Below are 21,633 nucleotides of genomic sequence, written 5' to 3'. Positions count from 1 at the left end.
CGCTGATATGCCCTTCACCTTATTTTCAGTAAGTCCTTTGTTGGTTTTAGTATCATTGCGATTATTACATTCATCCAAAATCAAGTCAGCAATGAGTGATCAACAAAGGCCTATTCTGGAGGTAGACCAGCTGAGCGTTACCTATGGCCCTTTTCATGCAGTGAAAAACGTTTCATTTACTGTGCAGCCCGGAGAGATTTTTGGGCTGTTGGGACCTAACGGTGCCGGCAAAACGAGCACACTGAGTGCCGTAGAAGGTTTATTAAAGCCGCAGGGCGGCCGTATCTCCGTAGCAGGATACAGTGTCCTGGAACAACCCCGTCACGCCAAAGCCAACATGGGCGTGCAATTACAATCCACCAGTTTTCAGGCGGAATTAAATGTATCGGAAATCATCCGTTTGTTTGCCGGTATTTACGGGCTGGAGCTGACAGCAGAACAGGTACAGGAAAAGCTGAAAGAAATCAATCTGCAGGATTCAGCAGGCAAACGTTTCGGACAGCTTTCTGGCGGTCAGCAGCAACGCGTATCACTGGTGATCTCTACTATTCATGATCCTAAACTGGTGCTGCTCGACGAGCCCACCACCGGGCTGGACCCGCAGTCGAGGCGGCAGCTGTGGGACCGTATAGAAGCTATCAGGGCTAAAGGCCATGCAGTTCTCCTTACCACTCACTCTATGGAAGAAGCAGAAGCGGTGTGTGACCGTATCGCCATCATCGATCATGGCCAGGTGATCGCCATTGATACACCGGAGGCGCTGATAGCGGCGCATCGTCATGATCCGGATGTGATCAGTGTTTCCCGTAAAGGTAAAATCACGCTCGAAGATGTATTCATCGGTCTTACCGGCCGTGCTGTCCGTTCATAATCTAAACTATACTTCATGCAAACTACCAATATACCTCAAACTGCTACTGTTATGTCTGCCTTGCTGAGGGCGGATTTTACAACGATATGGCGTAACCGCCGTTCTCTAAGGCTGGTGTTGCTGGTGCCGCTGGCGATTCTTGTTTCCTGGAAAGGGCTGGTAGATAAGCTGGGCGGTGCTTTTGTAATAGCCGGGAGCATCTCCATTGGGTTGATCAGCATTGGTCTGCTGGGATATACCAATTCGGTGGCGCGTGACCGTGATAAAGGTGTGTTTCAGCGTTTACGGGTAGGCCCTGTTGCCGCCTGGACTATCATGTGCAGCCGGATTACTGTGCAGATAGCCACTATTATGGTGATGACACTACTGATTTTTACTGTGGGAATTGCGGTAGATAAGATCACCCTTTCTGCTATGGGTTACGTGGCCGGCTTTTTTGCTGCTGTTTTGGGCGGACTGCTTTATCTGAGCCTGGGACAGATGATTGTGGGGCTGATTAAAAATCCGGAGACTGTCAATTCTACTACCCGACTGGTCTATTTCCTGTTTATTATGGTGGGTATGCTGGGCAGCTTCGGCACACTGGGAGACGTGGTGAAAGAATCCGTGCAGTGGTCACCCTATGGTGTGGTGAATCAGGTAGTCGCCACTAGTCTCAAACCGGAAACCTGGACACAACATACGACAATGGCTTTATTGGCCAGCTTGGGATATACAGTAGTATTTGGTCTGCTGGGCATCCGTTGGTTCAAATGGAATTAATATTGATCCTGCCGGCTGAAGATCATTCAGCCGGCAGGATGTTGTCAGAAGACTATATCCATGAAATGTTTGCCCTGATATTGAATATGAATTTTTTTAGAGAAGCTCCCGATTTTCCCGGACATGGTGCCTGAGAACGACAGCAGTACAGAATCGGCGAGGTTGATGCCACTGTTGCCCAGCTTTGTAAAATCGGGTTCCACCACTACCGGCACGGTGAACGTGGCATGCGCCGGGATAGTCATCACAGTATCCAGTTTCACGTGTCCGAGGTAGAAGGTATCCAGCTTCAGGTCAAGCTCTCCGCCGGTGAAGGTAAAGCCGTAGTTATTGGGATTGTAGTATACACCTGTCACTTCCAGCGCGGGTCTTTCCGGTGTGATGCTGAAGACTTTGACTGTGAGCTTGCCGGGCAGCCGTGCCTCGGGAGGGCTGAAAATTGTACAGGCTTGCAAGGCCATAGCGGCTGTCAGCACGAGGCCCAACATTCTCCATCTGTTGATGTTATTGAAGTAACTCATCCAGTTTTTTCTCCAGTTGATCTTTTTTGTAAGAATCGAGAGAGGCCGCGATCTTTCCATCTTTACCTACCACGATTACGTGGGGAATGTAGAAGATGTGTAAAGCATCCTTCACTCCTTTACCATCCTGGAAGCCGCCGTCGGCAAGTGTTTGCGTCCACTCCATTTTCAGCTCCTTCATGGCTTCCTGCCATTTTTCCTGGTGGTCGTCCACAGATACACTGACGAATTGCACGCCTTTATCTTTGTATTTGTTGTAGTGTTCGCGCAGGGTTGGAATATAGGCGCGGCAAGGCGCGCACCAGCTGGCCCAGAAGTCGAGCACTACTATTTTACCGGCATATTTTTTAACAGAAAAGGGAGTGTCCTTTGTGTCGGTCATTTTCAGATCGGGAAATACCATACCGGTATCCACTTTCTTCAGTGCGGCGATGGCAGCATCCAGTTGCTGTCCGGACCATGTGTGCTGTGCTTCGGGACTGAGCAGTACGTGGGCGGCAGTAGCCTTTTCGAGCGTGGCGCTATGGTCCCTCAATGCCAGGTAGGCTGATATCTCGCTGCCGGGATGTTTTTTGATAAATTCTATCGACGGTTTGCGGGAATTCATGAATGTTACCCAGTCGTTGTTCAGCTTGCCGCCTTTTAACTGTGCGCCGGACAATGAATCCAGGGCGCAGTCGATTGTATAGCTGGTATTTTCGAGGTACACAAAAATCATGCGGGTGCTGATTTTCAGTTTTACCAGAGCGGGATGCGCCAGTTTGCCGCTAAAGTAGAACTCTCCGTTCGTGATACGCGCTTTATCGGGGAACACATCATCTTTCTCATCCTGCCGGAGATGGACAAACTCGCTGATGGCAACGGAACCGCTGATAACCCCGCTTATCCTTCCCCTGATCACAAATCCCTCTTCCGCCATGCTCAGCAAGGGGAGCAGCAGCAGGAATGCTATTTTGAAAATATGGTTTTTCATAACAGTCGTTATTTTCCGACACGGCGCATGCAACGGTATTATTCCGTTGCATGGCTGGTCGTAAGGGTTTTAATAGTGGTTTTATTTTAGGATAGCTGAGATTTTTTTGTCGATATTATCATCATAGAGATCCCGGGCAATCACTTTTCCATCGGGTCCTATTAATACATTGGAAGGAACGTAGGTAACGCCATAAGCTGCAGCAGCGGCATCAGCCCAGCCTTTCAGTTCAGACACATGGAGCCAGTTCAGCTTTTCCTTCTCGATGGCTTTCAGCCAAGCTTCGCGTTTGGAATCAAGGGAAACGCCCAGCAGTACGAAGTTTTTGTCTTTGTATTTTTCGTTCACCGCTTTCAGGAAAGGTATCTGGCCTTTGCAGGGACCACACCAGCTGGCCCAGAAATCGATCAGTACATATTTTCCTTTGAAGTCGGAGAGGGACACCATTTTACCGTTTACATCGGAGAGTGTAAATGCAGGTGCATCGGCGCCTATCTTAGGACGGTTGGAAGGATCCGCTGAAGCTTCATCGGAAAGACCGAAACTGGCCTGTGTGGGATCTATTTTACCGGGATATTTATAGCGCATCAGGATGCGTGATGCTTTAGCATGTTCTCCGAGACCGTTGAACAACGTGTCCTTATCGGCCTGAGATGGGATGTAGCAAGTCAGCAGGTAGCCGCTCAAACCGGAGTTAGGGTGATCTTTGATCCATTTCTTATAACTTCCGATCATCTTGTTCTGGAGCACGCTGGCTTTTTTATTGATGGAGTCAGCAGCATCTTCATCTCCAATCGCTACCGCAGCACTATATTTTTTGTGCATTTCTTCAAACTCTTTGCCGATACCGTCTTCAGTAGAGACCAGATTCATCACCTCCGCTGATTCCTTGGCCCAGGTAGAACCGCTGTATTGAACACCATGGAAGCCGTCGCCTTTACCGGTGATGTTCATCTTCCCATCTTCCAGATATACGATGGCGCCACGATTGGTGTTATTGCCGGCGGCTCCGATTGCTATGATATACATGCTTCCGCCTTTAGGCATCGGCATTTTGAATTTGAAGCTATGGTTTTTTATGCGGGCGCTGTCTACCTCTCCTGAATAGGGTTCATACAGGTACGCCATGGTATCGTTGGGCAGTTTGTCAATTTTTGCTGTGATCTCTGCAAACTTTGTACTATCAGTATTGAAGGTGACCGGTTTGTTCTGTGCCAGTGCATTCAGGCTGCCGGCGCAAAAGAGGAACAGAAGAGAATTTTTGATCATGATGTGATGCTTTTAGTGTTAATGCTTTTGAGTTAAAAGTGTGAAGGGGTAGGCCGCTATTGTTTGTTTGCCTGCATGTCTTCCAATACTGATATGGTTTGATCTATGTAGATGTCTTTGCTGAGTTTATTCAGCCAGTCTTTGTAGCGTGCAGTTTCTCCCGGTGTTGTTTTCATGGTGGCCGGATTGATGCTGCGCAGCAGTGCTGGTTGTACATTCAACAGATGTCCGGTATTCAGTTCTTTTTCGCGCTGAATACGTTGCTCGCAGCTGCGGGCGGCATTGAATTCTTTTCTGAAATCTTCCAGGTTGAGCAGTGCTGTTTTTTCGCGGAGTGTTTTCAGTTGTTGCATGTTGTTATCGATATCCGCAAATGCCGGGCTGGCGTTGATGCGTGCATTGGCTTTCTGAATAACAGCCTGGTAGTCGCATACCGGTTTTACCTGGTCGAATGGCAGCAGTTGCATCGTATCGCAAGGGAGTGCGGAGCTGTAATCCTTTTCCATGATAGATACCAGTGACATTCTCTTTTGCAGGATGATGTCGGGTGTTACGCCGTTCAGTTGTGTGGCGGTACCGGTGATGCGGTAGAATTTCTCCAGTGTGAGGCGCAGGGTACCATAGCTGGTGTCGGGGATGCCTTTTTCTATATTACCTGATTTACCTATGTTAAAGCCGCTTTGTGCGGTGCCTTTACCGAAGGTGCTGGAAGTACCGATGATGACAGCACGTTTGAGATCCTGCATGGCGGCGGAGAATATTTCCGATGCGGAGGCGCTGCTTTCATCCACCATGACGGTGAGGGGGCCATCGTAGAGAGGTCCGAAACCAGGAGAGGTATACCTGCGCACGCTGTCTTTTGAGCGGAGCCATGAGATAGGGCTGGCGGGCACAAAACCGGCGCACATCCTTACTACTTCATCGAGGGAGCCACCGGGGTTGCCGCGGAGGTCCATGACCATACCATCAATCTCATTTTCTTTCAATTTCTCTATTTCTCTCCATACATCACCGGCGGAGCCTTTAGTTTGTTCACCATTTGGATCGAGATAGAAGGAGGGCAGGTAAATGTAACCGTATTTCTTTCCGTTTTTCTCTATCAATGCGCTCTTTGCACGGTTTTCGGTATCGATCACTTCACCTCTTTTCAACGTAATAGTCCGGGGCTGTTCTCCGGGTTGCTGAAGTTTCAGTGTCACGTCAGTGCCTTTATCCCCGCGGATCATGGCGGTAACGCGGTTGGCTTCCATACCATTCACTGCTATCATTTCTCCTTTATTGTCTTTGATGGCGATGATAACATCGTTTTCTTTTATTTCACCGCTTTTGTAGGCGGGGCCGCCTGGCATCAATCTCTTCACGAAAAAATCAGACTCCTTGTTACCCAGTTCAAAACCGAGGCCGTAGTAACGTTTGGTGATTGCCTCCGTAAAAGATCTGTCTTCCGGTGCAATATAGGCGGAGTGCGGATCTACTGCTGCCACTGCAATGGACATGAACTGCGTGAATTTCTCTTTCATCGCGTCTTTGCCTGTTGACTGGCGGAAGTATTCCACATACCATTTGCGTACGTAGTCGCGCGCTTTGGTTTCCAGGGCGGAATTGAAAGGTCTTGTTTTCTGTGCTACAGCAGCAGTATCTCCTTCCATATAATGCCGCAGTGTGGCATATTTCAGGAATTTACGCCATTTATCTTCACGGTCCTGTTCATTAGCGGGAAAGGTCCATTCTTTCTTCCACATTATCTCCAGTGATTCTTTCTGCTGCATGTTGAATGGTTGTTGCAGGATGTGCATGCAGATATCGCTGGCTTCTTTGATACGTTTGCTGTAGATATCATATGCCATATCAAAAAAAGTGCTGGATCCTGTGTTGATCTCATCATCCACCTGGCTTTTATAAGCAGATAATCTGTTGATATCTTCCTGCAGGAATATGTTGTTGCTGGGGTCGAGTATGCGGATGAAGTTCTCCCATACTTCTTTGCTGTAGCTGTCATCCACGGGCCGGAGGCTGAAGTGGTCTTTTTTTATTTTCCTGAATGCGGTGGCGATGGCGGCGCTGCGATAACCTGGCAGACTTACATCTGTTACGGGTGGTATTGCCGGCGATGTCGCAGTGGCCTGGTCCATTGCACGCACCTGTGCCGGTGACTGGGCCATAGAACCGAATCCTGTGAGTGCTGTAGCGGCGGCCAGCAACAGGCGCTTCTTTCCCTGGCAAATTTTCATACTCATGCTAATTAAGGCTGATAAATAATTAAGGCGTTTTCTGTATAAGAGGCAATCGCAGCGGGAAAAAGGGTGAAGCGACATTGAGAAAAAAATAACCTAAAAAAAATGAAACCTCCCGGAGAGGAGGTTTCATTTTTGGGGATATCAATATTGGTTTTAATTAGGAGATGGGTTTTCAAGGCATGTTACCAATAGCCTGAAGATCTACGCCATACATATTCTGGAAGTAGCTGATCATGATATTGTATCTCTTTTTCACCATGCCGTTCACATCCACATTCGGGCTGAGCGGATGGCCGGGGGAGGTAAGTTCGTTGTAAGTATGGCCGGTGGCCAGTTCGATGAATCCTAACAGGTCTGTGACGATGTTGAGTTTCTCATTGATAGGTTCCACTACACCAGCTGCATATTTATTGTATTCCTGCAAATTTTTGTACCGTGGCATCGGGTCAAAAAAATCCGTTGGTATGTTGATAGCGCCTACACGGAGTGCTCTTTCCATATAGGCCCTGTTGAGCCATCCCCGTAGTTGTTTTATTTCAGCGGGTGTTTTCTGTGCGAGCGTGCCGTTGGTATAGCCGAATGCGATCATGCTGTTACTGGCTGCCAAAGCGGGTACTGAGGGTACGCCGTTCTTGCTGATACTGCCGGCGAGGAGTATCTTGAACGGCATTGTTTTCATCAGGAAAGCGTCCGGATAGAAACTGAACAGCTGTTGCTTCAGAAACTCCAATGCCTGCGGAATGCTGGCTGGATCAGCAATGAAGGCGGAATCTGTCCTTGTGTCTATGTAGTTGTAGGCATAATCATACTGCGTGAATTGGTAGAGTATGTAGCTGTCATATTTTTTATGGAATGCAACGATGCTATCGTCGTAGCTATGATTTCCCTGTGGCAGCGTGTACATGGGTTGTACAGGATCTGGTGTAAGGGTGGCTTCTTTATTGCAGGCGGTTACTATTGCAAGTATCGCTACCAGAAAATATATTCTCATAAATAATTTTTTTGATCAAACATTTTAATCAGGCATCCTGGTACCGTTAAACATCGGATTTTGCACTAATGCGGGATTGCGGTTGATTGCCTTATCGGGGATAGGCAGCACATATGCCGGATCATGTGATTTCAACCGGTATACCTGTGTGGTGGCTTCGTCTGGCATATAGAGGTGTTTGATAGATGGCATGCCATAACGCCGGAGGTCAAACCAACGGTGATTTTCTTCCATGAACAGCTCTCTTCTGCGTTCTGTGCGGCACATTTGAAGGAGCGTAGCAGCAGGGTATATTCCCCATGGCTGGAAGGAGGCTCTATCTATTCTGTTGCTGCGGAGCGTATTCAGGCTGCTGAGTGCTTTGGTGGCAGCGCCTGCATCACCAGTGGTCTTGTATAACTGGATATAGGCTTCTGCTCTGTTGAGATAGGCCTCCGGATTCCGCCAGGATATCCCGAGTCCTTCGTCGCCGTATACTGTAGGGTCCATTTTCTGCCATCCGTAGTCAGGTGTAAAATATGGCTTTAAAAAATCCGGAGTGGGAGAGAAAGAGATTATGTTACGGAGGTCGTTAGCTTCAAAACAATCTGCCAGGTCATGTGAGACATTGTAAATATTGTAGAATCCAAGAGCCCTATAATCTTTAATGGAGCCGTAGGTAAAGAGGCTTTCAATATTATTGGCTCCGGACAGCGGATGGTTGCTGGGATCAGAGGATCCTCCAAAGGTATTGTAATCCAGCAGTTGGGGATGGTATGCCAGTACAACATCTGCATGCTGGATACACTTATCCCATTTTTCCATGTAAAGATATATTCTGCTGGCCAGCAAATGTGCAGCGACAAAGGAAATGCGATAAGGTGAGAGATTCGTTTTGTTCTTGTCCAACAGGTAAGTCGCGCTGTCAATATCCTGCGCGATCTGATCATATACTTCTTTCACTGAATTTCTTACAACCGGTTTGTCAGAAAGGTCAGCAGTTATTCTTATAGGAATACCCAGGCTTTTATCCGGTGAAGTGGTGGAATCGTTATATGGCTTTGCATACAGATTCACCAGCATAAAATGATAGAAGGCGCGCAGTGCAAAGGCTTCCCCTTTGAACTGGTCTTTGAGTTGTTGGGCGCCTGTGGCATTATCCATATTTTGCAGGACTACATTCGCTCCGAGCAACCAGTGGTAGTAGGTCTCCCAGATATTGAGGTTGTCCGTAAACCCGGCATTGGTGGTCCTTGCTACAAAATCTGGTTGCCATTGGTATATCGAGGAGGCTGTAGTGAACTCGGCCGGAGAATTTGCATTGTATCCCCCCACATAGCACTGCACATCATCATCAAGAAATACCCTCCATGACTGGACCGCATCTACGCCGGAAGGGTAACCATCTGAATATAGTATTTCTCCGTAATCCTCTGCAAATTTAGGTGTCAGGTCGCTCTGGGAATATTCTTCCAGAAACTTCTTACATGACGTCAGACACAAGGCTACAGATATTACAAGCAATATTTTTTTCATGTCGGCAAATTGAAGGTTTGTGTTAGAAAGAGGCAGACAGGCCTAATGTATAACTTCTTGTCATCGGCAAGGTGCCGTAGGCGGAATGAAAATCGCTGATCTCCGGATCCTGCCCATTCAACCTGCGGTTGGCAATCTTAAACAGGTTAGCTATAGTAAGGGATGCGTTGAGGCCTTTGATACCTGTACCTCGCAGCACGGGGGGCGGCACGGTGTACATCAGGCTCAGTGAGGTGCAGCGGATATAATCATTGCTGACAGTCCTGATATCAGACAGCGTATAAGCCTCCATTGGCGAAATAGTGATATCGTTGCCATAATTAGACAATAGTGAACTCCGGCTGTAAAAAGGTACATGCACCCATTGATCGCGGGGAGGATTATCAACCACTGAAGGAATGTTGGTTTTTAATTCATCACCTGGTTGGCGCCAGCGGTCAAAATAGGTTCTGGGTGTATTGGCAAAAGGAGCTGGTACACCACTATCGAATCTAGTCAGCACAAACGGACTGTTCAAACGTTTGGTACTGCCAAGGCTCACAACAAACGTGGCCCTTGCGGCAAATGACCTGTAGCGGAAAGATGGTGTGAAACCAAATGTGAGTTTGGGCTGCATCTGTCCTGAGTATACCAGTATATCATCAGGGTTGGATGTTTTGACTTTCTGGTCCAGCTTATCAAACAAAGGCAAGCCGTTATCGTGATTCAGCCCTTTGAATTGATAAGAGTAAAAGCCGCTGATAGGCCTGCCACGCAGGTGTCCGTTGCCATCAAACAGCGAATAGAAATTACCCTGGTTTACGTCGTCAGACAATTGGTTGAACTGCTTGCTGGTGTTAAAGGAGAGGTTTAATTCCGAGTTTTTCGTTCTCACAGGAGTCACGTTCAGGGTAAGCTCGAACCCTTTGTTATAGATGCTGCCATTGTTTCTGTACATGGTATTCATACCATATTCATACGGTATCTCTACATTGTCCAGCACATCCACCGAGCGTTTTGAATAATAGTCGAAACCTATTCTAGCGCGGTTGTTAAACAGGCCCATATCTGCTCCGATATCCCAATGGTACGTCTTTTCCCAGCGCAGGTCAGGATAGGGTAATGATTTGATGTGGAGATAAGGTAACTGGGTGCGAGGGTTAAATACACCGCTGTTTACCATATATCCGGCTACCAGGTTGGGGCCTATCGCTGTAACCACATTTCCCTGTGTTCCGTAAGAAGATCTGATCATTAATCCGCTGATGACATTCGTTGGAAACCAGCTTTCAGAAGAAACATCCCAACGTGCGGAGATATCATAATTGGGTAAAAACTTTGAATTGGAGTATTGTCCGAACCGGTTGGACCCATCCATCCGGATCGTGCCATACACGGTGTAACGGCCCATCAGGCTGTAGCCTATTGTGCTGTAAAGGCCGACAGAATTTTCGCGACCATCTGTAATGTTGTAGTTATTCTTTTTCCGGCTCAGGTCTGAAGGAAAAAAGGTTTTCCCCCTTTCAGGGAAATATCCTGCCTGTGTGGACAGGGTACCTTCCCTTTTTACACTGTTTATTTCATTACCGATCGTAAAATTGAACTGGTCGCGGTCATTAAAGAATCTGTTGCTATAGTCGATGCTGTTTTTGGTATTTAATATCAGGCTTCGCTGATAGAACGTATTAGCCATGCCGCCAGCAGGTAAGGTGGAGGCTTTGTTCAGGTCATCAGGAGGTGTCCAGCCCCAGTTCCAGCCACGTTCGCTGGCGGCCTGAAACGACATCTGGTCATATCCCGTCAGACCATCTGCTCCGGAAATAAAAGCGGAGGACTGGTTACGGAAGGTGAAGCCCTTTCCTATATTGTAATCCAGCTGTAAATTGGCGCTGGTAGTGTGTTCTGTTGTGGTATTGGACGTATGATTGATTTCATTCTGAAAATTAAAAACCAGCGGAGGATTGAGGTAGGGTCTTATCTCCTCCATGTTATCCATGTATTGGTACAGCAATGGCCGGCCGGCCGCAATCGGGTAATAGTCGTCAGCGCTTAATGCCCGGCTGGTTTGCATGGCATAGGCCAGCGGAGAAATGCCGTTATAGTAACCAGTACGGGTAGTGTAATTGCTCATAACAGAGAGGTCGATGTTCAGCCTTTTTCCTATCTGTGTACGGATGTCCAGATTAACGCCATATAGTTTGTTGCCATCGAGTTTTGCAGCACCTTTGTTGTCGGCATAATTAAAAGAAGCGTAATAAACCGTTTTACCGACTCCTCCGCTCATGCTCAGCGATTGGTTCATGCTGAACTGGTTTCTGAACAGCAGCTTGAACCAGTCGGTGTTCCTTGTTTGCATTTGTGCCACCTTGTCGCGGAACTGTGCTTCGGTGATATCCTTTTTGTATAATGACCGATACAAACCTTCATAGGACACGGTTTCAGGGAAGCCGCTCAGGTTATCCTGAAAAACGACACCGTCCTTCAATAACTGATTCGACAACTCAATACGCTCTTTTGAGTTCATCAGGTTAAGGTTGTTGTAGGAAGGCCGTTGCTGAAAGGTATAGGAGGAGTTGTAAGATACCTGCATAGGGCCTGCTTTGCCTCTTTTGGTAGTTACCACGATCACGCCATTGGCGGCACGTGTACCGTAGATCGCAGTGGCGGCGGCATCTTTCAGGAAAGTGAGGCTTTCAATGTCGTATGGGTTAAGGCCGCTGATGGCATTACCGATCAGCTCATAGTTGGATGGGGAAGTGCTACCCACGAGGTTATTGAGCAAAGCGTTGGAGATGTCTACTGGTTCGGGACGTATCATGCCATCCACCACCCACAGGGGAGATGCATTTCCCAGCAGGGTGGCCGTTCCTCTGATGCGCAAGGTAGGTTTGGCATTCACGCCTCCGGAGGTGTTTAGTACCATCAGTCCGGGTACCTTTCCCTGCAACATTTTGTCGATGCTGGGCTGGCCTGCCTGCAGTACCTCAGCGGCGCTCAGTTTTGTTACTGAGCCTGTGAATAAGCGAGGATCGATCTTCTGGTATCCATTCACCACCACTTCCTGTATCACCTGCACAACGCTATCCATTTTAAACGCCTGTGGTCCTTTGTTTGCCGTGCCTGCATTGTAGACGAATGATTTCATGCCTACGCGGGAAAACCCGATTTGCTCATTTGTTGGTACGATGAGCATGAAGGCACCATCGGATTCGGTGACTGTCATGTCTTTACTCGTAAGGCCCTTAATACTCACACCAGCCAGCGGGTGGTCGGTCTGGTCGGTGACCCTGCCCCAGACGATCACTCCCTGCTTTTGTTTCGCCTGCTTTTTATCCGTTTCATAGATGACAACTCCTTCCATGGCCACCGAAAAGATGAGGTCTGTATTCGCCAGCACTTGCTTCAGCAGTGTTTCCAGGGATACGTTCTCCGCTTTCACGGTCACGGCCGGTTGACGGTTGATGACTTCCGTGTTGTACGTGAAACGTACCTTCGTTTTCTCACGGATGTCTTTCAATACCTTGCTCAGCGGGGTATGGCTCGCTTCATAGGATATTTTTCTTGACAGGATCTCGTTGCCGGCATTATCCTGTGCATACAGGCCGGAACCGGTTTGCAACAGTAAAAGCAGTAGCAGGAGGGGACCATACAAGACAAAGCGTTTCACATCCTTCCTGAGGAAGGACAGTGTGGTTAGTTTTCTCATTTCGGTTGATATTATGGTTTGGTCAGCGGCAACGGGCAGTTGCCGGTATTATTTTTATGCTGGTAAGCTGACATTGTGTTATTTGCTGTGTTTCATTGTTACGTGCACTGTTTTGTCGTCTATTTTAAATTGAATATTGTTGATGCTTTGGCTGATCAGGTTGAGCACATCCTGCAAGTGCGGAGGCCTGCGTGTATCCAGTGTAAACCTTGCCTGTGCAGCTGCCGGATCGTCGAATACAAAGTTGTAGTCATAGCTGCCTGACAATACACCGGCGATGTCCGACAGCGGTGTATCATCGAAATAGATGTCGCCATCTTTCCAGGCGGTATATAACCTGATATCGGTAACAGTGTGTTTGCTCAGTGTGCCGTTGCTGCCGCTAACGGATTGTTCTCCCGGCAACAGAACCACGCTGTTACTGTTGCCGGAGACCAGCAGTTTGCCGCTGGAGAGCGTAGTAACAACGGTTGTTCCGCTGGTATTTACGTTGAAAGCAGTACCCAGTACCTTCATCGAAACCTTTCCTGCATGTACGATGAATGGGTGTTGCATGTCTGGTGCGATATCAAAGAACACTTCTCCTGTAACATATACTTCGCGGGTATGGCCGTTAAACGTACCGGGATAAATAAGTGAAGAAGAAGCATTCAATGATACGCGTGTACCGTCTGACAGTTGCAGGCTGAATTGCCGTCCTTTCGGAACTTCCAGGGTATCGTTGTTTGCCGGTACGTTCTGGATGGTGCCCTGGTTATAGATAATGGATGATGAATCGGATTGTATCTGTGCGTTTGTGTTCTGCTGTATTGTTTGGGTACCGTTGCCGAGGATATATACACTGCCGGCGCGTTTCAGCCTCACGCTCCCGGTGGGCAGCTGGTTGGCCAGCTGGTGGCTGTGGTGTTTACGCCAGGGGCTGAGCATCCATATGCCGGCGCCGATGGTAAGCACCAGTAATGCGGCTACGAGTTGCCTGACGATCATCATACGGCGTACGCTTCTGTGGTCCCTCTCCGCTACAAACCTTTCCCATCCTGCATCTTCAGAGAACCTACCTGTATGTTGTCTTGCATGCATTTCCCTGGCGGCAGCCAGCATGCCCATTTCCTCTTCATTGAGGGTGTCGGGAGCAGCGTTGCCATCCAGAACTTCCAGCAGCTTATCCCAATCTATTTGGCTATCGTTATCGTGGTCGTTTGTGTGCATCATAACTTATAATAAGGGCAAACAATTTTAAAAAAGGGTGAAGGCAGTCAGTATTTTGAAAAATAAAACCAGTAAAGCCGCCTTTACCATCCATTTACATTCTTTCCTCAGGAACTGCAAGGCCAGCTTGATCTGCGTTTTTACTGTGTTGATGGAGATGCCGAGGGTATCGGCGATGTCCTTGTATTTCAGTCCGTCGCGATTACTCAGCAGGAATATCTTCCTCCGTTGCTCCGGCAGGCGCGCAATGGCTTCCCACAAGGCTTCATCGCGCTTCTCCTCATCTGTTTGTTCTTCTCCCGGAAAATATTTTACCAGTTCCTCAATAGCCTGTACTTCCTGTAATGTTGTTTTACCGGATTTCCTGATGTAGTTGAGAGAAGCATTGCGGATGGCGCGCACGGCGTAGCTCCTGAAGTTGTGGGTGATATGCAATACATCGCGTTTACTCCAGCAGTAGAGAAAAAAGTCCTGCACGATATCCATGGCGGCATCTTCATCCTCCACCATGTAATAAGCGATTGTACACAAAAATTTATAGTGAAGCCTGAACTGTTCTTCAAAAGAAATGGCTTCTACAGATCCTGGTTGACGCATAGTGTACTTCGTATCTTCATTGTTTCCAGTACAAAGTATTGATAAATCCGGAATTATTTCCATCGACGGTATCCAGCTATTTTTCAAATAGCTATTAATTTATTAGGTCTGCTGGTTCTTACTTTCCAGAGTAAGGCAATGGAGATTTAAAAAAGGGTGAAGGCAGGGTGAAGTTTTTTTCTATCGCTATCAGCAACAAGATTGTTTTCATTTTGGAGATACGTTGAAATGAATTGGGTAATGAGATAGGGGATAGTGTTATCGTGTCGTAACCCTCGTTCCGAGCGGGTTTCATCAATTATGCTGGTCAGCCGGATGCTCAGGAATATATAATATCATGGCTTCTTTTTTATTTTCTATCAAAAAAAATTTGGTGAAATCCTTTGTGTGCTTATCTTTGCAGCCCTGAAACACAAAATCAGTTGCCCAGATGGCGAAATTGGTAGACGCACTGTGTTCAGGTCGCAGCGCCTGCAAGGGTGTGCTGGTTCGAATCCAGTTCTGGGCACGAAAGTGGAAAAGGTCGGAAGTAATTTCGACCTTTTCTTTTTTAAGTACTTCCAGATCCTTTACTGGCAAGGCAATCAGCTCCAGTATAGGGTTAGGCTCCATGGTTCGATAATCATTTTCATCAAAAATGAGTTTTGAAGAGAATATCGAACCAATGATTTTTTGTTTGACATCTAAATCCCCGTTCTCATAGTGCCAGCCTACATTTACAAGGATTGTCCGACCCTTGTCTATGTACCTTTGCTATTCTCCATAATCAGTTACCAATTCCATCTTCCTGCGTTCCTGTGCTTCGATCTCCGCTCTCAGAGTGTTTTTGATGTTAGTATATTCAGCCGGGGCAATCTTGGCATCCAACATCAGGGTTTGAGCATTGTCAAATTGTGTCTGACATTTTTTAATTAACAATCTTACCAGAAAATTCTTTTTACTACCTTTTCTCACTTCTTCCCGCAGCCTGCCGCAGTGGCAGGATACACTGAGGTAGCGCATTCTCTTTGCCTACTCTTATCACATCACTTAATTCTATGCGTGTATGAATTTTATTGGGATGGAGAATAGAAAAGGTGACGAAATTGTTAAGGGAATGATTTCCGGGATATCCTGGAAATCATTCCCTTAACAATTTAAATAGGAAATCAAAAAAAATTCTCTTTGCTGCTTTGCGCCTTTGGGAGGGCATATGCTTTTTTCAATATTCATAAAGACTACTGATAAGCATAAACGAAGAGTTATTGTTTTACAAATCTGGTTGATTTGTTTACACCATTTTCTGCATGCAGCTTAAGAATATAGATACCAGCATTCAATGCTGCTACCGGAATATTGACCTTGCTCCTGTTTCTGATATCATTCAGTAATAACCTACGGTTACCCTGTAAATCCAGTATTTCCAATGACGCCCATTTATCAGCCAGGCTGAGGTCCAGTATTACCGTATTGGTTACCGGATTAGGGTAGGTAACTGGTTGTACAGCAGCATTGATGTCCGGTACTGGTACCGGTTTGGGACCTACACGTACCTTAATACTATTGCTGATAACCGTAGTGAGACTACCGCTACAAGTCTGGCTTCCTGTCATTTTTATCAGTACGGTAACATCTTTATCAGGAGATAGTGTGAACACCGCGTTACTGTTTCCAGCATCAACATTGTTAACCATCCACTGATAGGTATAATTGGTGGCGTTGGAAGTCTGTGCCGTAAAGGTGACATTATTGCCGGCAACAATAAGCGTATCGCTGGAAGTAATGCTTACGATAGGACTGGGAGCAACCGTTAAGTTGAATATTTTATCTTTTTTACCATCCACCAAACAACGGAAGCGATAACCATTCCATGCTGCTGGTGTACTGATTATATTCAGCAGTCGGTTGCTGGCGCCGTTTATATTCGCATTGTTGATGATATTCACATAGCCGCTGCCGTTATCCATCTGCCACTGGTAGGCAGTACCGTTTATACCTGCATCAAGGGTAAGCGGAGTAGCTTCACATTGTGTTAGGGCCTGTTCCTGTGGTGGCAGTATCGGCAAATCCGCCTCAATCAGGATACCAGCAAGACCGTTCGGATCTTTATATAAAGAACCTCCTATAATGGTTTGGCCAAACGCTGTAATATCCACACTGTTTAACTGGTTGAACTGACGATAGTCTGCAGGGCTGGTCCAGCTTTGAACAACCGTACCGGTGGTATCTGTGATGATATAGAATGGCTGTTGCCTGACCGGTAGTACGGAGCTATCAGCGATATAACCGGTAACCACATACTGATGACGGATGTTGTTATATGCCTGGTCCAGCGGTACATAATACTGATTGTCTCCGGCTGGTGCGACCTGTTTCTCCCAGGTTCCAACGCCGGTCTTACTATCCAGTTGTCTGATAACAAGTGAGTGGTCCTTTTTACCCGCCCAGTATACCTTTTGTTCACCGGTGAGTGCCAGTTCTATCGTAGCGCCGTTGTCTCTCCATTCTTCCCATTCAAACACCTTTTTTCTGTAGTTGTAACGCGTTATCACATAACGCTGATTGGCGTTCTTACCAACGGAAAGTATGCTATTACTGTCACAAACGGCCAGATTGTGTGCAGCGTAGTTGCCGTACGTACTTTGCCACTCTACTTGCTTATAACCGGCTGGACTATTGTCATTAAACATAAAGGACCAGTAAGAGCTGGATGATGGGGAGTAGGTCGTACCAAAGGTTGTCCGCATCATGCCGGAACTGTCCCGGGATACAGGGAAAAGAATCTGCTGATTCCCAGGAATAGGTGACCATGTACTAGAAATATATCCCCAGCTACCACCAATTCTTTCAGAGGCTCTTGCAGGGTTGAAGAAATGTATGGATAAGGGAGTATTATAGAAATCTACCTGTGAAAATACCACTGCAGTATTGGTATCAGGTGAATTATACAGTTGAATAGTATGGAAATCCTTCCTATCGCCGATATAATAATCATATTTTTTAACTGTAGTACCTGTAGAATCATACTGCGTGATATAAATACTGTCGGGTATCTTCTGGTAATCCAGGAAGGCCGTTGAGGCAGGATGTGCCAGCGTTGTGACAACAATTTTCCGATCTGCTGTAATGGCCATTCTGTCTGCTTCTATATAGGTAGCGCCTTTAATCTTCCTGGACCACATCAGGTTACCATTGATGGTATTGATATATTCAAGTGTAGCGTGGTTACCGGTTTGTTTCAATACTGCATAGGCATTGGAAGAGAAATTCCGGACCACTTTCACAGCACTGCCATATTGAATGCGGACAGATGGTGTCTTCTGAAACAATGGATTAAATGTTCCGGAGGTGTCAGTCGCAACGAGGCTGGCCCATATTTTACCGGTGATACTCAGATTACCGGCATGTATCACCCGGTTGTTGATGACCATTGTCTTTAGACCTTGTGTCTGGTAAGCTCTAGGTTGCCCAGCATCAATTAGTTTATGATAAATGAAACTTCCATTGGGGGAGAGTTTTATCACCGCCCATGAACCTGTACGGGAATCATCAGCATTTTCATACCCGGACGCATATACGTTACCCAACTCGTCCACATCTACGCTATTGATCCCAAAGTAAGGAGAACCTAGCCGGTAGTCAGCTTCTCCCTTGTCATTATAAAACTTATTAAACAATATACTGCCGCTTGCCTGATCTGCAGCGACAATATTGAATGCAGTGGAAGCACTTCCGAAGTATTGATGAATACCGGAAACATACAACTTGTTGTTCTTGAATTTAAAACTGGTGATTCTGTCATCTTGCAGAGCGGAGGGAAATGATATCCAGCCTGTACTGCCATCTGCTTTGGATACCTGCCCGAAGAATGCCTTGTTCTCGTTGTTCCCGAAGAAATACAGGTTTCCATCGGGCTGAGGACTGATATTAGTAATGCTACCATACCTTGATGCGACCTTTACTTCCCATACTTTACTATCCAGAAATGGCGTACTATACCGGGCGATCGTATCGCGATAGAACAGGTAAGCAGTACCGTCGGTCTCAAACTCATAACGTGATAGTGAAGGGATCGTTCGTGAAGTCACTGCTTTCCCGGTGTAACGGTCAAGGAGCGTGTAATTATTCCCATAGTAGCTACTGTAAGTGTAGGCAAAGTACTTTCCACCGGTCGTATTCATGACCTGTACCTGACCGGGAGCACTTACTTTCCAGACAAGGTTGCCGGTTTGCTTATCAAGACAGCGGATTTCATGGAGCGCAGTCGGAGTGTAATAGTTATACAAATAAGCAAAAACATAGTTACTGTCCATAGTCATTGATGCGATGACACTGCGGGCATATTCGTTATTATAGGGGCTACCATTACTATATGATTCTCCATCCATCTCCTTATTGATGGAATAACTCCACAATGTATTGCCATCCGGATCCATTTTAAGAATAGCTTTTACCGGATACCTGCTGCCGGCAGTATCGCCTACCTGGCCTGCCATATAAATAAATCCTCTGTCTTCTTTTATAAGAAAGGCCTCGGTGAGTCCTGCCATTTGAGCCGGTTCGGAAAAGCTGCTGATCCTGCCCTGGCCATGGCTAAATAACGGGGTGATAATAAATAAGAAAAGAGTAAAACGGAGTAGAAATATTTTCATAGGGACTGTATAGATACATTACAAATATAGATTTAAATTGATGTTTTTTTTACACTGCATATTAAACTTATCCAGCTATGGAAGGTAGATTGTTTTACCTGTACTGTTAGCTAAAATTTTTTTTACCAAATTTTACCAACTGATACATATAACCTATTTCCATCCTGACCTCCGCCCGAAAAACTGTAGTGCCGTAAATTGGGAAATGTAAAGAAAAATGAAAAGACAATTGAACAACAGGCTATCGGATCTGCCTATATCCCACCGCATAAATTCAAAGCTAACTTTTTAGATTACTACGATGAATATGTAGAGAAAAACAAACGGGACGGAAACCGGCACCTATCCAACAGCTTTGCGCAGTTTAAAGAATTTCTGAAAAAGGATTTTATTTCTCCTATTGAGGTTACAGAAAACTTATGCAAAGAATTTCGGTGCTATTGGTTAGATGAATACACCGGTGAGACACCTGGTGGTTACTTTACCCGCTTCAAATGAGTACTTAATGCTGCTAGCAATAGATATTATATCAAAAGCCCATCGAAGGAAGTAGCTGCAAAATATAATCCAAGTACCATATTGAAAGATCTCCTGGAAGTAGAGGAATATTTACAGCTTCTTGCTACCCCTGCCTTAATCAGGATGTACAAGAGGCGTTTATACTTAGCTGTTATACAGGACTTCGTTGGTGCGATGTAAAACACTATCATGGGATCAAATAAAAGGGCCCACTTTGGTCACCGGAATAATTCAGTCAAAAACAGGGCAACCAGCAACCCTAACGCTTCATCCTATCGCCCGCTCGATTCTGGAAAAGAGAAGTGCGCGACTTGATTCATTACCTAACGAAAACACGCTGGTATTTAAGTTTCCGGGTGCTGATGGCGCAAATAAAATATTACTGCAATGGCTTAACCTGGCGGGGCTTGACAAGCATATTTTTTTAAGTAACAGGAAAGGAACATACCATAACATAAACATTTAATTAGCGTTATGGATAACTAAAATTTTTTTTTGAGAAATAATTTAATGTTTTTATATTACATGAATTACTCCTGCTGTTGGTTAAGAAGAATTCATGTAAAATTAATAACCGGATAATCCCAGGTTAACTCGTTAAATAAGCCACAGGACAAGGTTTAGAGTAAATTTAACTGCTACCCAAGGGCGGTTAATCGTAGCGATAGCTGTGTCATGAAATGTCTTGCTATATTAACACTGTCACAACCAGGTGTTTCTGTTACGATAACTATCACGAGCAATCATTCGATAAGTTTTTGAAAAAATAGGAGAGCACTTGAAAAAGAGATTAGATGTAAGTATGCCAAATACTCATACTAATGTTTGGGGATGTATAATATAGCATTAAGCACTGTCAGTGTCATCAAAACTGTTTTCTGGATCAGGCTGCACCCCGATAAAAGAGGGGCATTTTTCACTACGTCATGTGAAAGTGGTTTATAACAGATTTTTGACGCATACCATTTTTCAAACTTAGGGCTGCACGTGAATTGAACAAAATAAGACGGCTATATTTACGATGTCTGAATATTGGAAAATTAGCCACTCAAAATATTACCAAAACTATCGTCACTAAGTCGATGATGAAAAATAAATAAGTGTTGTCAACCCAAGTTTGACCCACAAGATAATCTATGCATCAATTTTGTTAATAAATTTTCCTCAAATGAACAGTTTTCCCTCTGGATGGTACGTTATTTACACACGGCCAAGGTATGAGCGGAAAGTGGCTACGGTGCTTGACTTTAAAAGTATCCTGTCCTTTTTGCCTATGAATTATTCTTTACGTATTTGGGGTGGTAAAAAAAGATATGTCGAAATGCCTATGTTTCCATCCTATCTGTTTGTGTTCCTGGATGATATCAGTAAGTATTACGAGGTAATGAAAGCCGAAGGATTCCTCTATTATGTCAAATTCGGAAAACAAATTGCCCGTGTCAGTGAAGTGATAGTGAACAATATACGACTTATAACAGGAGAACGTACATCCTATGAGATTACATCCGAAGAGTATTCACCCGGGCGTCAGGTGACGATTACGCAGGGAGCCTTGAAAGACTTGTCTGCAGAAGTGATCAGGGCGGAAGGAAAAGAAAAAATATTGATCAGGGTTAATTTGTTGAAGAGAAATATTCTGGTAACGTTGCCCCAAGGGGTTGTTGCATGATTGTTTGTAATACCGATTGCCCATTTTAACTTCAGAAGTTCGTTACTATGCCGTTTTACATTAGATACTGCACTTAATCAATTTTCCCACCAGCTTATTTAAGGACCCGAAATGCCATGGGCTAAACAACGCAGGTTGTTTGGTGCATGCGTTATTGTGCGCTCATCAGAAGCGTACAGGGATA

The 21,633-nt window shown here is 45.8% G+C and carries 15 protein-coding genes and 1 tRNA gene; 5 read left to right on the top strand and 11 right to left on the bottom strand.

Features of this window, described 5'->3' with window-relative positions; translation table 11 throughout:
* The first annotated feature begins 91 nt into the window (after positions 1–91).
* Together DF182_RS00100 and DF182_RS00095 are read left to right on the top strand one after the other, a co-directional pair.
* Positions 92–871, top strand: a complete 780-nt coding sequence (locus DF182_RS00100) for an ABC transporter ATP-binding protein (protein WP_113613660.1) — start codon at positions 92–94, stop codon at positions 869–871.
* Between the two features lie 15 nt (positions 872–886).
* The gene (locus DF182_RS00095; protein ID WP_113613659.1) at positions 887–1,633 is read left to right on the top strand and encodes an ABC transporter permease; all 747 of its coding nucleotides are present in this window, start codon (positions 887–889) and stop codon (positions 1,631–1,633) included.
* Between the two features lie 44 nt (positions 1,634–1,677).
* Here the strand turns inward: DF182_RS00095 and DF182_RS00090 are convergent, their stop codons facing one another.
* The 9 genes from DF182_RS00090 to DF182_RS00050 all read right to left on the bottom strand — a co-directional run bounded on the left by DF182_RS00090 (position 1,678) and on the right by DF182_RS00050 (position 14,630).
* Entirely contained in the window at positions 1,678–2,154 is a 477-nt protein-coding gene (locus tag DF182_RS00090; protein ID WP_113613658.1) for an NDR1/HIN1-like protein, read from the bottom strand.
* Positions 2,138–3,127 carry a TlpA disulfide reductase family protein gene (locus DF182_RS00085; protein ID WP_113613657.1) on the bottom strand — a complete coding sequence of 330 codons (990 nt, stop codon included), beginning with the start codon at positions 3,125–3,127 and terminating at the stop codon, positions 2,138–2,140. The genes DF182_RS00090 and DF182_RS00085 overlap by 17 nt, the downstream gene beginning before the upstream one ends.
* A gap of 81 nt (positions 3,128–3,208) precedes the next feature.
* Positions 3,209–4,396 (bottom strand): TlpA disulfide reductase family protein, encoded by a 1,188-nt coding sequence (locus tag DF182_RS00080; RefSeq protein WP_113613656.1) that lies wholly within the window; start codon positions 4,394–4,396, stop codon positions 3,209–3,211.
* 56 nt (positions 4,397–4,452) lie between these two features.
* Entirely contained in the window at positions 4,453–6,627 is a 2,175-nt protein-coding gene (locus tag DF182_RS00075; protein ID WP_161964007.1) for a carboxy terminal-processing peptidase, read from the bottom strand.
* Between the two features lie 178 nt (positions 6,628–6,805).
* Positions 6,806–7,624 (bottom strand): hypothetical protein, encoded by an 819-nt coding sequence (locus DF182_RS00070; RefSeq protein WP_113613654.1) that lies wholly within the window; start codon positions 7,622–7,624, stop codon positions 6,806–6,808.
* A gap of 24 nt (positions 7,625–7,648) precedes the next feature.
* Positions 7,649–9,139, bottom strand: a complete 1,491-nt coding sequence (locus DF182_RS00065) for a RagB/SusD family nutrient uptake outer membrane protein (protein ID WP_113613653.1) — start codon at positions 9,137–9,139, stop codon at positions 7,649–7,651.
* Positions 9,140–9,161: 22 nt separating this feature from the next.
* On the bottom strand, positions 9,162–12,824 hold the full coding sequence (locus tag DF182_RS00060; RefSeq protein ID WP_113613652.1) for an archease: 3,663 nt from the start codon (positions 12,822–12,824) through the stop codon (positions 9,162–9,164).
* A 78-nt stretch (positions 12,825–12,902) separates the two neighbouring features.
* On the bottom strand, positions 12,903–14,036 hold the full coding sequence (locus DF182_RS00055; RefSeq protein WP_113613651.1) for a FecR family protein: 1,134 nt from the start codon (positions 14,034–14,036) through the stop codon (positions 12,903–12,905).
* Between the two features lie 24 nt (positions 14,037–14,060).
* Positions 14,061–14,630: an RNA polymerase sigma-70 factor gene (locus DF182_RS00050; RefSeq protein ID WP_161964006.1), complete on the bottom strand. Its 570-nt coding sequence runs from the start codon at positions 14,628–14,630 to the stop codon at positions 14,061–14,063.
* A 424-nt stretch (positions 14,631–15,054) separates the two neighbouring features.
* Here DF182_RS00050 and DF182_RS00045 point away from each other — a divergent pair.
* Positions 15,055–15,138 (top strand) — tRNA-Leu (locus DF182_RS00045).
* A 245-nt stretch (positions 15,139–15,383) separates the two neighbouring features.
* Here DF182_RS00045 and DF182_RS00040 read toward each other — a convergent pair.
* Together DF182_RS00040 and DF182_RS00035 are read right to left on the bottom strand one after the other, a co-directional pair.
* Positions 15,384–15,632: a hypothetical protein gene (locus DF182_RS00040; protein ID WP_113613649.1), complete on the bottom strand. Its 249-nt coding sequence runs from the start codon at positions 15,630–15,632 to the stop codon at positions 15,384–15,386.
* A 239-nt stretch (positions 15,633–15,871) separates the two neighbouring features.
* Positions 15,872–19,261: a T9SS type A sorting domain-containing protein gene (locus tag DF182_RS00035; RefSeq protein WP_113613648.1), complete on the bottom strand. Its 3,390-nt coding sequence runs from the start codon at positions 19,259–19,261 to the stop codon at positions 15,872–15,874.
* A gap of 198 nt (positions 19,262–19,459) precedes the next feature.
* Between DF182_RS00035 and DF182_RS00030 the strand changes: the two genes are divergently transcribed.
* Both DF182_RS00030 and nusG read left to right on the top strand, forming a co-directional pair.
* Positions 19,460–19,759 carry a phage integrase SAM-like domain-containing protein gene (locus DF182_RS00030; RefSeq protein WP_113613647.1) on the top strand — a complete coding sequence of 100 codons (300 nt, stop codon included), beginning with the start codon at positions 19,460–19,462 and terminating at the stop codon, positions 19,757–19,759.
* Positions 19,760–20,948: 1,189 nt separating this feature from the next.
* The gene (nusG, locus tag DF182_RS00020) at positions 20,949–21,449 is read left to right on the top strand and encodes a transcription termination/antitermination protein NusG (RefSeq protein ID WP_113613645.1); all 501 of its coding nucleotides are present in this window, start codon (positions 20,949–20,951) and stop codon (positions 21,447–21,449) included.
* The last annotated feature ends 184 nt before the right edge of the window (positions 21,450–21,633 follow it).

The organism is Chitinophaga flava, from assembly GCF_003308995.1.
In the GTDB taxonomy this organism is placed as follows: Bacteria; Bacteroidota; Bacteroidia; order Chitinophagales; family Chitinophagaceae; genus Chitinophaga; species Chitinophaga flava.
Note: the sequence above shows the minus strand (reverse complement) of the source record. Positions and strands in the feature narration are given on the sequence as shown.

Bases quoted from the DNA above. Each gene is read 5' to 3' on its own strand.
- DF182_RS00050 (WP_161964006.1), bottom strand. From the start codon at position 14,630: ATGCGTCAACCAGGATCTGTAGAAGCCATTTCTTTTGAAGAACAGTTC.
- DF182_RS00080 (WP_113613656.1), bottom strand. From the start codon at position 4,396: ATGATCAAAAATTCTCTTCTGTTCCTCTTTTGCGCCGGCAGCCTGAAT.
- DF182_RS00055 (WP_113613651.1), bottom strand. From the start codon at position 14,036: ATGATGCACACAAACGACCACGATAACGATAGCCAAATAGATTGGGAT.
- DF182_RS00035 (WP_113613648.1), bottom strand. From the start codon at position 19,261: ATGAAAATATTTCTACTCCGTTTTACTCTTTTCTTATTTATTATCACC.
- DF182_RS00100 (WP_113613660.1), top strand. From the start codon at position 92: ATGAGTGATCAACAAAGGCCTATTCTGGAGGTAGACCAGCTGAGCGTT.
- DF182_RS00095 (WP_113613659.1), top strand. From the start codon at position 887: ATGCAAACTACCAATATACCTCAAACTGCTACTGTTATGTCTGCCTTG.
- DF182_RS00060 (WP_113613652.1), bottom strand. From the start codon at position 12,824: ATGAGAAAACTAACCACACTGTCCTTCCTCAGGAAGGATGTGAAACGC.
- DF182_RS00065 (WP_113613653.1), bottom strand. From the start codon at position 9,139: ATGAAAAAAATATTGCTTGTAATATCTGTAGCCTTGTGTCTGACGTCA.
- DF182_RS00075 (WP_161964007.1), bottom strand. From the start codon at position 6,627: ATGAAAATTTGCCAGGGAAAGAAGCGCCTGTTGCTGGCCGCCGCTACA.
- DF182_RS00070 (WP_113613654.1), bottom strand. From the start codon at position 7,624: ATGAGAATATATTTTCTGGTAGCGATACTTGCAATAGTAACCGCCTGC.
- DF182_RS00040 (WP_113613649.1), bottom strand. From the start codon at position 15,632: ATGCGCTACCTCAGTGTATCCTGCCACTGCGGCAGGCTGCGGGAAGAA.
- DF182_RS00085 (WP_113613657.1), bottom strand. From the start codon at position 3,127: ATGAAAAACCATATTTTCAAAATAGCATTCCTGCTGCTGCTCCCCTTG.
- DF182_RS00090 (WP_113613658.1), bottom strand. From the start codon at position 2,154: ATGAGTTACTTCAATAACATCAACAGATGGAGAATGTTGGGCCTCGTG.
- nusG (WP_113613645.1), top strand. From the start codon at position 20,949: ATGAACAGTTTTCCCTCTGGATGGTACGTTATTTACACACGGCCAAGG.